We start from the raw sequence: 11,460 nt of genomic DNA on the forward strand, positions 1-11,460 counted from the left end.
GTTTTACACGAATTACAACAAAGGAAAAGAGAGCAATGGAAAAGTACGATCTGATCATCGTTGGCGCCGGCCCGGCCGGCATCTTTACCGCTGTGGAGCTGCTGCGCCACGGCAGCAAAAAGAAGGTCCTTCTGGTGGAAAAGGGCAAGCCGGTGGAAAAGCGCCACTGCCCCAAGGCCGAGGTGGGCCACTGCGTCAACTGCCGCCCCACCTGCGCCATCACCACCGGCTTCTCCGGTGCGGGCGCTTTCTCGGACGGCAAGTTGAGCCTGTCCCACGAGGTGGGCGGCGACCTGCCCACCCTCATCGGCGAGGACTTTGCGCAGGAGCTGATCGAGTACACCGATAAAATCTATCTGGAGTTCGGTGCTGACCCCCATGTGGAAGGCATCTACACCGGCGAGGACATCAAGGAAATTCGCAAGAACGCCATCCATGCCGGTCTGAAATTAGTGGACTGCCCCATCCGCCATCTGGGCACCGAGAAGGCACAGGAGCTGTATCTGGCCATCCAGAACTATCTGGCCGACAACGGCGTGGAGATGCTGTTCAGCACCGAGTGCGAGAACATCATCCTCGAGAACGAGGAGTGCAAAGGCGTGCTGCTGAAGGACGGCGACAGCCTGCGCAGCGTCTATGCGGATGAAGTGGTCATCGGCACTGGCCGCCGCGGTGCGGACTGGCTGGAAAAAATTTGTGCGGAGCACCACATCGCCCATAAGCCCGGCACCGTGGACATCGGCGTGCGCGTGGAGTGCCGCAACGAGGTCATGGAAAAGGTGAACAAGGTGCTGTATGAGTCCAAGCTCATCGGCTACCCCAAGCCCTGGAAGAACAAGGTGCGCACCTTCTGCCAGAACCCCGGCGGCTTTGTGGCGCAGGAAAACTACGACAACGACCTTGCCGTGGTCAACGGCCACAGCTTCAAGGAGAAAAAGAGTGAGAACACGAACCTCGCCATCCTGGTCTCCCACAACTTCACCGAGCCCTTCAACCAGCCCATCGCCTACGCCCAGAAGGTGGGCGAGCTGACCAATATGCTGGGCGCAGGCCACATCATGGTGCAGCGCTACGGCGACATTCTGGACGGCAAGCGCACCTGGCAGAAGGAACTGGCACAGTCCAACGTCAAGCCCACCCTGAAGGATGCCGTGGCCGGTGATATCACCGCCGCCATGCCTTACCGCGCCATGACCAACATCATTGAGTTCATCAAGATGCTGGACATGGTGGTGCCCGGCTTTGCCGCCAACGAGACGCTGCTGTACAGCCCGGAGCTGAAGTTCTACTCCAACAAGGTGAAGATGGACGAGAACCTCGACACCAACATCAAGGGCCTGCACTGCCTGGGCGACTCCTCCGGCTGGACCCGCGGCCTGATGATGGCTTCGGTCATGGGCGTGCTCATGGGCCGTAAGCTGGCCGAAAAGGAAGGCTGCTGAAAACGATTTGAAATGGCCGCCGCGTGCGCTTTGGCCATAATTCAAAGAATTTGATTTTTTATTTCGGTACCCCGGAGCGTCTGCGGACGCTCCGGGGTACCCTTTTCACAGAGAGTTTTTTGCAAAAAATAGCGGAACACCCTGCGGGTGTTCCGCTATTTTGAATTTAAAAGCTTATGTTAGCCCTCGATGAGCTCCACGGTCTTCATCTTGACCGGGGTGGTGGGCTTGTCGTTCCAGTCGGTGCGGACGGCGGCGATCTTATCCACAACGTCCATGCCTGCAACCACCTTGCCGAAGGCGGCGTACTGGCCGTCCAGGTGGGGAGCGTCCTGATGCATGATGAAGAACTGGCTGCCTGCGCTGTTGGGGTTCATGGCGCGGGCCATGCTGATGACACCGCGGGTGTGCTTGATGGGGTTGTTCACGCCGTTAGCAGCAAACTCGCCCTTGATGTTCCAGCCCGGGCCGCCGGTGCCGGTGCCCAGCGGGCAGCCGCCCTGGATCATAAAGCCGGGGATCACGCGGTGGAAGGTCAGGCCGTTGTAAAAGCCTTCGCTGACCAGCTTTTTAAAATTCTCACAGGTGATGGGGGCAGCTTCTTCGTTCAGTTCAATGTCGATGACGCCGCCGTCTTCCATAGTAATGCGAACCATAACGCTACAATACTCCTTTTGTGTTGACCCCGCAGCGGGGGTGTTGGGGGCAGAAATGCCTGCCCGGATATCCCTTATAGTATACCATAGGTTTTGCCTGTTGCAACGATGCAGATGCAACGTTTTTGTGAATTATCTGCCCCAATAGGCTAAAAATGCGCGCCGCAACCGGAGTTTACGCTCTGGTTGGTGGACGCAACCGGGCTTTTGTGCAAGAATCGTGCCACAAAAACCAATTACAACTCCCCCTGCATCTCCACCATATCCGCCCAGAAGCGCTTGGGGCAATGGGTCATGCGGCCTTTTTCGTTGTGGCGCGCCTGAATTTCCAGCGTTTTGTAGAACTGCGTCCACAGCGCCTGAAACTGCTGCTCCCGCTCGTCCGGCGGGGGCAGCTCCAGCGGGGCGGCCAGCTCCAGCAGTTGCGTCTTGTGGTCCTCGTGCAGCAGCACAGCCTGATGCACCGCGTCGTAGATCATAAAGTTTTCCTCCGGGAACCGTCCGCAGAAGTGCGGCCGCAGCAGGGGCAGAATATAGTTTTTCGGGTGGATGACCGCGCCCAGCATCCCGTCGTGCTCCTCAAACCGTACAAAGCCCTGGAATTTGTCCACTTCCCAGTCGAGGCTTTTCTTCATCTCGTAGAGCGGGGCCACGTCCGGGTGGCCGGTGCGCTTTACCGTGCCGGGGCCCAGAGCAAAGGCCAGGTGCAGAAAGCGAATGAGCAGCAGCTCCTTGTCCTCCTGCCCGGAGAGAAAATCCCGGCTGACGAGGTACTCGGTCTCCGCACCCAGCTTGCTGCCGAAGCTGGCGAACACCCGCCGGGCCGTGGCGTGGTCGGTGGCAATGTCCTTGACGGGGTAGAGGGTGGACGTCTCCCGCTGGGGCGTCCACACGGCAAAGGGGATCTCGTGCTGGGCAAAGCTCTCGAACACGCAGCACAGAAAGCCCTCGAAGCTGCCGTCGTAGAGGTAGACCACATCGGCATCGTGGAGCCTGCGCCCGCTTTTCACAGTGCTTTCGCCAGACATTGCACTGCCTCCTCCCGCACCATGTGCATGGCGGCCCGGGGTGCCACGCCCTGCGTGATGAGGTTATCCACCGCAGGCGGCGTGAACAGGCTCAGCTGTTCGCAATTGCCGCCGAACACATTCGGGTCGATGAGGGCCCGGGTGATATGCTCCCGTCCGGCCGTGCCGCGGCCCGGGTGCGCGCCCGCGAACCCTTTGCAGGTGATGAAATACTGTGCCCGCTTGAGCACCACGCCCATGCGCTTGAGCTCATCCAGCCCGAGACTGGACAGCTTGCGGGCGTGCCAGATGCGCCGGGCGCTCTTGGGGCCGATGCCCGGCACCCGCAGCAGCATTTCAAAGGGCGCGCGGTTCACGTCCACCGGGAACAGCCCGTAGTGCTGCACGGCCCAGTTGCATTTTGGGTCCAGATACGGGTTGAAGCTCTGGTTTTCCTCGTCCAGAATTTCGTCTGCCTTGAACTGGTAGAACCGCAGCAGCCAGTCGGCCTGATACAGCCGGTGCTCCCGCAGCAGCGGCGGTTTGGTGTCCAGGGCAGGCAGGCGGGTGTCCTCGGTCACCGGGATGTAGGCGGAGTAGAACACCCGCTTCAGGCTGTACTTCTGGTACATGCCCTCGGTGAGCTTTAAGATGTGGTAGTCCGTCTCCGGCGAAGCGCCCACGATCATCTGGGTGCTCTGCCCGGCGGGCGCGAATTTGGGCGCGTGACGGTAGACGGTCAGCTCCTGTTTGCTCTGGGCACCGGACACGGCGATCTGCTTCATGGGCCGGAAAATGGAGTGCCGCCCCTTGTCCGGGGCCAGCAGGTTCAGGCTCTGCTCGCTGGGCAGCTCTACATTCACGCTCAGGCGGTCGGCAAGATAGCCCAGCTGCTGCAGCAGTTCCGGGCTGGTGCCCGGGATGGCCTTGGCGTGGATATAGCCGCCGAAGCGGTACTCGTTGCGCAGCAGCCGCAGAGTGGCCAGCATCCGTTCGGTGGTGTAGTCCGGGGTGCCCAGCACTGCGCTGGAAAGAAAAAGTCCCTCGATGTAGTTGCGGCGGTAGAACTCTACGGTCAGCTCCGCCAGCTCCCGGGGCGCGAAGGTGGCCCGGGGGATGTCGTTGGATTTGCGGTTGACGCAGTAGCTGCAGTCGAAGGAGCAGCAATTGGTCATGAGCACCTTCAAAAGGCTGACGCACCGGCCGTCGGCGGTAAAGGCGTGGCAGCACCCCGGCGCATAGCAGCTGCCCAGGGTGCCCGCCCGGGCCGTGCGGGATGCGCCGCTGGAAGTGCAGGCTACATCGTATTTGGCGCTGTCGGCCAGAATGGTCAGCTTGTCCATGATAGACTGTTCCATAGAATGCACCTCCCCAAAAGAGTATAAAAGAAAAAGCCATACGCAAAATTGCAGATGGCTTTTCACTTTCGTGGTCGGCGGTCTCGCCCTCTCAGTCTCACATTCGTTCGACAGATTCCCCTTTTTGTCGCTTGCGCGACATCTTCCCCCAGCCGGGGGAAGTCTTTCCTCAAAGGGAGAGCCAAGGACATGACGGCAGCGCTTCTTGTCTCTCCCTTTGGGAGAGGTGGCACGGCGTGAGCCGTGACGGAGAGGGCAATCCCGCTTTCTTTATAAAATTACCACTTCGCCTTGGTCTCCACCACGCGCCCGGCGACGTGCAGGTGGTTCAGGTCTTCGCCCTTGATGACCAGCTCATTGTAGGCCGGGTTGAAGGGCTGCAGCACCACACAGTTGCCGCGCTGGATGTAACGCTTCAGGGTGCCTTCGCCCTCGTCGCCGTAGATCAGCACGCCCAGGTCGCCGTTCTCCAGCGTATCCTGCTTGTGAACCAGCGCCAGGTCGCCGTCCTGGATGCGGGGCTCCATGCTGTCGCCGCGCACCACCAGATAGAAGTAGTTGGCCGGGTCCTTCACGCGGGCATACTCCTGGCCGTAGTCTTCCTCAAAGGCCAGCGCGCCGTAGCCCGCCTTCACCGTGCCGATGACCGGGATCAGGCTCTCAGAGTAGCTGCCGAAAAAGCGCTCCTCCGGGGCGGAAACGTTGCTCACCGGGCGGTACAGGCCCAGCAGATAGTCTGCCGTGGTGTTCAGCAGCTCTGCGATGCGGGCCACCGTGCCGGGGTCGGGAGAGGATTTGCCGCTTTCCCATTTGCCGACAGCCTGCTGGGTCACACCCAGTTTGGAAGCCAGCTCAGCCTGGCTGATGCCCTGCTTTTTGCGGCACTGCTTCAAAAGCTCTGAAAACGACATGGTAATTCTCCTTTTACACCTCTGGATGGGTTTTTGTTGTGTTTATTATACAACAAAAAGATGTTTCTGTAAAGGGCTTTTCCAAACTTTGACCCAGAAAGGTTGTGGCAAATTTGGGCATTTCCGGCTGGGGAGAAAAATTTGCGGCAAAGGCTTGACAGACGGGCACAAATCTGGTAAATTAAATAGGCATTCGACACGGCGTAAGGCGAGTGTCCACAAGGAGAGATGTCCGAGTGGTTTAAGGAAGCAGTCTTGAAAACTGCCGTGCGGCAACGCACCGTGGGTTCGAATCCCACTCTCTCCGCCATTTTTATTGAATAAGTGTAATGCACTTTGCTCTGGAGTAGTACTCAAGAGGTCGAAGAGGCGCCCCTGCTAAGGGCGTAGGTCGTCTAAACAACGGCGCGAGGGTTCAAATCCCTCCTACTCCGCCAAGAAAAAGCTCGATGATTCATTGAAATCACCGGGCTTTTTCCATTTTTGCGGCTAAAATGGAGTGCGAGGGGCCAAAAAAGCCTGTAACGGCTGCGCCATCTTGCCGACCCATCTCGCGGCAATGCGAACTTGACTTTGCCCGGGTGTGTGATATTCTTGCCGTAGGAAGCTCGTAGAGCTGGACTGCAAGAGATGAAGCGCCGCGGCGAAAGGAGAGAAAATGAAAAATAACTTTCAGTTTTTGATATACCGCTCGGCAGAAGAAGATATTTCAGTGGATGCTTTTATTAAGGATGATACGATTTGGCTGACCCAAAAAGGCATGGCAAAGCTGTTTGACTGCACAACGGACAACATTTCGTTTCATTAAAAAAATATCTATGCAGAGGGAGAACTGGATGAAACGGCAACTGCCGAGGAATCCTCGGTAGTTCAAATGGAGGGCAGCCGCACGGATATCTTTGCGGAATGCAGTATCGACTATGACCGTGATTCGCCGCTGACCCATGATTTTTATGCCATGGTGCAGAATAAGTTCCATTATGCCATGAGATCGTGTACACAAAAGCGGATCATACAAAAGACCACATGGGCCTGACAACATGGAAGAATGCCCCGGATGGGCGGGTGCTCAAGTCGGATGTGTCGGCAGCCAAGAATTACCTGTCGGAGAAGCAGATCCGGCAGCTGGAACGTGCGGTGTCTGGCTATTTTGACTATATTGAAGACCTGATCGAACGTGAGAATACGTTTACAATGGAACAATTCGCTTCCAGTATCAATGAGTTTTTATCCTTCCGGCGGTACGATGTTCTGCCGGATAAGGGAAAGGTCACGAACCGAAAAGCAAGGGAAAAGGCTGAGGCGGAATATGCAATGTTCAACCCGACACAGAAGATCGTGTCGGATTTTGACAAGGCCGTGAAAAAGCTGAAACCGGAATAAAATGCGGACAGTGCAAAAGGAGGAGACCCATGGCGTTTGGGGTGTTGATGGGGCAGATCGCGGTGATCTTTCTCGAGGTGATGCTGGGCTATGCGGGGGCGCGCTGCGGCGTCATCACCGACCGGGACAGCCGGTTTTTGTCGGATTTTATCATGAAGCTGCTGCTGCCCTGCACGATGCTGGCGGGTGCGGCCATTGACGGCGAGCCGGAGATCGTGCTGCAGGCAGGCGTGCTGTTCGTGCTGCTGCTGGCGTTGTTCATCGCCACCACCGGCATCTGCCGCCTGGTCAGCCGGGTGCGGCGGGATACGCCCGGCGAGGCGGCGGTTCTGGTGGGCACGGCCGCCATGCCGAACTGCGGGTTCATCGGGCTGCCGCTGTGTGCCGCGCTGCTGGGCAGCGCCCGGGGAACCGTGTTCGCTACCGTAGCCATGGCTGCTTATAATGTATGGTTCTTCACCTACGTGGTCACCCTGTTCCGCCCGGGCGAAAAGCTGCACTGGAAGACCTTTGTCACTCCGGCCAACATCGCCACGGTGGCCATGCTGGTGCTGCTGGCCACCGGCTGGCGGCTGCCCGGGCCGGTGCAGACCTTCTGCAGCACGGTGGGCGGCTGCACCACCCCCATGGCGCTCATGATCGTGGGCGTCATGCTGGCGGGCAGCGACCTGCGCGCCCTGCTGCGCAAGGGCTTTCTGTACCGGGTCACGGTGCTGCGCGGGGTGGTGTTCCCGCTGCTGTTTTTGCTGGTGCTGCGGCTGCTGCCGCTGGACAACGTCCTGCGCACCGGGCTGATGGTCATTGCCAGCTGCCCGGCCGGCAGCCTGGCGGCGGTGGTGGCAAAGCAGTCCGGCACCGAGCCTGCCCTTGCCAGCCAGGCCGTGGCCCACTCCACCATCTGTATGCTGGTCACGGTGCCGGTCATGCTGCTGCTGACCGGGCAGTTGTTCCCGCTCTGACGCGATAAAAAAACAAAGGGGCCTCCGCGCGTTTGCGGAGGCCCCTTTTCGGCCCTCTACCTTATAATAGAAAGTTTGTGACCCCGGCCAACAGCGCGATGTGCACCGGGTAGAACCAGTAGAACACCTTCTGCATCGCCCTGCTGCAATTGCCGCGCTGGCCGTTGTAGAGCCAGAGGAGTACGAAGGCCAGCGGGGCGGTGTACTCAAAGGCGAACAGCACCGCGCCCACGATGCACTGGCGTTTGCGGTCGGCGCGGGTCAGGTACAGCGCGCAGATGATGAGCACGCCGATGCCGTTGTAATCCGTGTTGGCCAGAAAGCCCAGCAGCACGCACCCGCCGGCACATAGCAGACCCTGCCAGCCGGTGGAGCCGTCCTCTTTTTCAAAGTGCGCGAGGCCCGCCATGGCCAGTACGCCCAGGGCCAGCGTCCAGTACACGTTCTGGTAGCCCGGCGCAAAGGGCGTGCGGAAAAACGCCAGGTCAAAGGGCACCTCGCTGACAAGGCCGAACAGCAAAAGCCGCCCGATGTATTTTTTCACGTCGTGGGTGTGGACGAAGCCTTCCACCAGCAGAAAGCAGAAAATGGGGAAGGCCAGCCGCCCGATGAGCCGCAGCACAAGGTCCAGCGCAGCCAGCCCGGCGGGCGCGGCAGGTGCGCTCAAAAAGCCGTTCTCGAGGCAGGAAGCGCCGATGTGGTCGATGAGCATAGTGACGCAGGCAATGCCCTTGAGGGCAGTGCCGCTGAGCCCGCGGCGGGTGGAGGGCGGAAGGGTCTCGGTCATGAGGATACCTCTTTTCAAAATATACGCGCGGCAGGCGACAAAATGAGCCCGGAATGCGCAGAAATCGGGCCAAAATGCTTGACAGGAATGGCTTTGGATAGTACAATCAAGAAGATAATTGAACTATCTCAAACCAAAGATGAAAAAGATTCACAAAGAATCCGAGCGTCTCCGAACCAGATCAGAAGGAAGGAGGCTTTGGGCATGACGCTATTTTCCTATGAGATCTTCGATGCAGTGGCGCGGCAGGGCAGCTTCAACAAAGCGGCACAGCAGCTGCATCTGACCCCCTCGGCCATCAGCCACGCCATCGCCGTCATGGAGGAGGAACTGGGCTTTGCCCTGTTCAACCGCGGCAAAAACGGCGTCTCCATGACCAGTTACGGTGCATCGCTGTATCCGTCCATCCGCGACGTGCTCAACAGCGACGAGGCCCTCAAGCAGAGCATCGCCCGCCTGAACGGCCTGGAAAAAGGCAAGGTGAAGCTGGGCGTGTTCAACTCGGTGTGCGCCTCGCTGCTGCCGGGCCTGCTCAAGAGCTTCATGGCCCACTACCCCCAGATCGAGATCGAGGTCTACCAGGGCACCTACGACGACGTGAAGGAATGGCTGCGCACCGGTCAGGTGGACATCGCGTTCCTTTCCTCCACCTGCCGCGAGGAGTTCAACCTCACCGAGCTGTTCCGCGAGCCGCTGCTGTGCATCGTGCCGCAGGACTGGCCGGAGCCGGAAAACGGCGTGATGACCCCGGCCCTGATGAACGGCCAGAGCTTTGTGGTGCAGTGCGACGCCACCGACGCCGAGATGCGCCAGTTTTTGAAAAAGTATAAGATCGGCACCGAGCGCCGCTGCCATGTCATCGACGACCAGTCCAACATCGCCATGGTGGAAGCGGGCCTCGGCATCTCCATCATGCCGCAGATGCTGCTGCGGGACTGCAAGGCAGCCGTGAAAATTTACCCCATCGAGCCGGAGGAATACCGCGTGGTGGGCCTGGCTGTGCAGCGCCCCGCCGCTATGGCCCCGGCCGTGGAGCAGATGTTCCACCACATCGTGGAATACTGCAAAGAGATCGAGATGCAGTGACACGCTGAGAATACCATAGCACAAAACGGTCGGCATGAAAAGTGTCGGCCGTTTTTCTGTGCGGAAAATCACGCATCCGGCACACGCCGGGGCAGAGCGAAAGGCTCGCCCGCTGCAAACAAAAACTCCTCAGACAATGTCTGAGGAGTTTTGTGGTGGAGCATTGTCCACAGCACTCGAACCCAACACTTCCTCACGGGTGACCGTTTTGGCATCATCCGTGAAGTTGAAATTGAGTACGACCCGGTCATCAAAGACGTAGACCGAGTTGACAAAGGTATCAATGATCTGCCGCTGGTGTTCCGTGCTGCCCACGTCACCCTTGCGGAATTTTTCAAGCCAGAACCGAATCCACTCACGGGTCAGGACGGGCTTTTTCAGCTCTTCTTCCAGAATGCTGGTGTTCAGGGCTTCTTTCCGGGCTTCCAGCTCGTCCAACCGCTGCTTGGTAGTCGGGGTCAGGATGCCCTGTTCAATGGCTTCCAGAAGGTTTGCGAGCCGTTTCTCCGTATCCCGGAGCTGCTCTTTCAGAACAGGCAGCCGGGTGTTCTCCTGCTGCTGGGCTTCCATGACCAAATCTATCAGCCGTTCGATGATTTCATCGCTGAAAATCACCTTAATGGCGGTATCCACCACGAACCGTTCCAGCGGCTCCTTGCGGATGGCTTTCAGGTCGCAGTGCGCCTTGCCGTGGCGTTTGGCGTTGCCGCACTTGTAATAATAGTAGGTGTTCCCCATGTGGCTGGTGCCGCTTTCGCCGCCCATCAGGGTGCCGCACTTGCCACAGAACAGCTTGGTGGTCAGCAGATAGCTCACATCCTCTTTTGCAGGCCGACCGTGGGCGATCCTGTTTTGCTCGAAACGCTGCTGCACCCGGTCGAACAAGTCCTGATCAACAATAGCCGGGATGCCGCCCGGCGTCACAATGTCCTTGTATCGGTATTCGCCGATGTAGCGGCGGTTGCGGAAGATCTGGAAGAAGCTGTTCTTCACGAACGGCTTCCCGGTGCGGGTACGCAGACCGCGCTCGTTCAGGGATGCTGCAATCTTCTCGGCCGGTTCGCCGTCGGCATACCGTCTGAAGATCTCCTGCACGATGGGAGCCGTCTCCGGGTCGATATGGTACAGCCTGTCCTCCTTGCCAATGGTGAAGCCCAGCGGCACCATACCGCCGTTGTACTTGCACTGGAGGGCGTTTTCGCGCTCACCGCGCGCCACTTTCAGGGCGAGCTCGGCGGAATAGTATTCCGCCATGCCAATCAGCATACTTTCCACCATAATTCCTTCAGGTCCCTGCGAGATGGGTTCCATGGCAGACACCAGATGGACACCGTTCTTTTCCAGCTGGTACTTGTAGTTCACGGCATCGTAGCGGTTCCGGGCAAAGCGGTCCAGTTTCCAGACCAGAACCACATCGAAGATTTTCTTTCCGCTATCCTTGATCATCCGCTGAAAGTCTGGGCGATCATCCGTTTTGGCAGAGTAGGCACGGTCAATGTAGGTGCCGACCACGGTGATGCCGTTCTTCTCGGCGTAGTCCTTACAGTCGCGCAGCTGTCCCTCAATGGACGCTTCGCGCTGGCTGTCGGATGAATAGCGGGCGTAGATTACGGCGGTCATGGTTGCACCTCCTTGGCAGCGTGTTCGGGTTGCCTTTATAGTATCGGGTCAAGCGCAGCTTGTCAACAATCTGCGAGCAGATTGAAATGTGAAAATTGCGAAACGCAGCGAAAAAGGTGAGAGCAAGAACCGTCCCGTGGCCACAAATTTTCAATTCTTGAAAATTCTTGCCCCTTTGGGACAGCTTCTTGTTGGGGCGTGCCTGCCCCAAACCCTGCTTCTTACTATTTGGAAATCACACAATTATGCAC

The 11,460-nt window shown here is 58.5% G+C and carries 10 protein-coding genes, 2 tRNA genes and 1 pseudogene; 7 read left to right on the top strand and 6 right to left on the bottom strand.

What is annotated here, in order from left to right; all coding sequences use genetic code 11:
* Nucleotides 1-35: 35 nt before the first annotated feature.
* Nucleotides 36-1,442 (top strand): NAD(P)/FAD-dependent oxidoreductase, encoded by a 1,407-nt coding sequence (locus CGS49_RS04930; RefSeq protein ID WP_097800796.1) that lies wholly within the window; start codon nt 36-38, stop codon nt 1,440-1,442.
* Between the two features lie 179 nt (nt 1,443-1,621).
* On the opposite strand, the gene CGS49_RS04935 is transcribed toward CGS49_RS04930, so the two are convergent.
* The 4 genes from CGS49_RS04935 to CGS49_RS04950 all read right to left on the bottom strand — a co-directional run bounded on the left by CGS49_RS04935 (nt 1,622) and on the right by CGS49_RS04950 (nt 5,374).
* Complete coding sequence (locus CGS49_RS04935) at nt 1,622-2,098, bottom strand: peptidylprolyl isomerase (protein WP_097800797.1); 477 nt, start codon at nt 2,096-2,098, stop codon at nt 1,622-1,624.
* A 236-nt stretch (nt 2,099-2,334) separates the two neighbouring features.
* The gene (locus CGS49_RS04940; RefSeq protein ID WP_097800798.1) at nt 2,335-3,126 is read right to left on the bottom strand and encodes a TIGR03915 family putative DNA repair protein; all 792 of its coding nucleotides are present in this window, start codon (nt 3,124-3,126) and stop codon (nt 2,335-2,337) included.
* Nucleotides 3,105-4,463, bottom strand: a complete 1,359-nt coding sequence (locus CGS49_RS04945; RefSeq protein WP_097800799.1) for a putative DNA modification/repair radical SAM protein — start codon at nt 4,461-4,463, stop codon at nt 3,105-3,107. Before CGS49_RS04945 ends, CGS49_RS04940 begins: the two co-directional genes overlap by 22 nt.
* Before the next feature lie 278 nt (nt 4,464-4,741).
* Nucleotides 4,742-5,374: a LexA family protein gene (locus CGS49_RS04950; protein WP_097800800.1), complete on the bottom strand. Its 633-nt coding sequence runs from the start codon at nt 5,372-5,374 to the stop codon at nt 4,742-4,744.
* A gap of 222 nt (nt 5,375-5,596) precedes the next feature.
* Between CGS49_RS04950 and CGS49_RS04955 the strand changes: the two genes are divergently transcribed.
* From CGS49_RS04955 to CGS49_RS04970, 5 genes and pseudogenes are all read left to right on the top strand, one after another.
* A tRNA-Ser gene (locus CGS49_RS04955) sits at nt 5,597-5,684 on the top strand.
* A gap of 33 nt (nt 5,685-5,717) precedes the next feature.
* Nucleotides 5,718-5,811, top strand: a tRNA-Ser gene (locus tag CGS49_RS04960).
* A 221-nt stretch (nt 5,812-6,032) separates the two neighbouring features.
* The gene (locus CGS49_RS14420; RefSeq protein WP_242975370.1) at nt 6,033-6,182 is read left to right on the top strand and encodes a virulence RhuM family protein; all 150 of its coding nucleotides are present in this window, start codon (nt 6,033-6,035) and stop codon (nt 6,180-6,182) included.
* Between the two features lie 66 nt (nt 6,183-6,248).
* A pseudogene (gene rhuM, locus CGS49_RS04965) lies at nt 6,249-6,757 on the top strand (RhuM family protein).
* A gap of 29 nt (nt 6,758-6,786) precedes the next feature.
* The gene (locus CGS49_RS04970; RefSeq protein WP_097800801.1) at nt 6,787-7,716 is read left to right on the top strand and encodes an AEC family transporter; all 930 of its coding nucleotides are present in this window, start codon (nt 6,787-6,789) and stop codon (nt 7,714-7,716) included.
* A gap of 61 nt (nt 7,717-7,777) precedes the next feature.
* On the opposite strand, the gene CGS49_RS04975 is transcribed toward CGS49_RS04970, so the two are convergent.
* Entirely contained in the window at nt 7,778-8,503 is a 726-nt protein-coding gene (locus tag CGS49_RS04975; RefSeq protein ID WP_097800802.1) for a TraX family protein, read from the bottom strand.
* A 204-nt stretch (nt 8,504-8,707) separates the two neighbouring features.
* On the opposite strand from CGS49_RS04975, the gene CGS49_RS04980 reads away from it, so the two are divergent.
* A complete protein-coding gene (locus tag CGS49_RS04980; RefSeq protein ID WP_097800803.1) occupies nt 8,708-9,589 on the top strand; it encodes a LysR family transcriptional regulator in 882 nt (293 codons plus the stop codon).
* Nucleotides 9,590-9,718: 129 nt separating this feature from the next.
* On the opposite strand, the gene CGS49_RS04985 is transcribed toward CGS49_RS04980, so the two are convergent.
* A complete protein-coding gene (locus CGS49_RS04985; RefSeq protein WP_097800804.1) occupies nt 9,719-11,209 on the bottom strand; it encodes a recombinase family protein in 1,491 nt (496 codons plus the stop codon).
* Between the last annotated feature and the right edge of the window lie 251 nt (nt 11,210-11,460).

The organism is Faecalibacterium langellae (genome assembly GCF_002549775.1).
GTDB classification, from domain to species: domain Bacteria; phylum Bacillota; class Clostridia; order Oscillospirales; family Ruminococcaceae; genus Faecalibacterium; species Faecalibacterium langellae.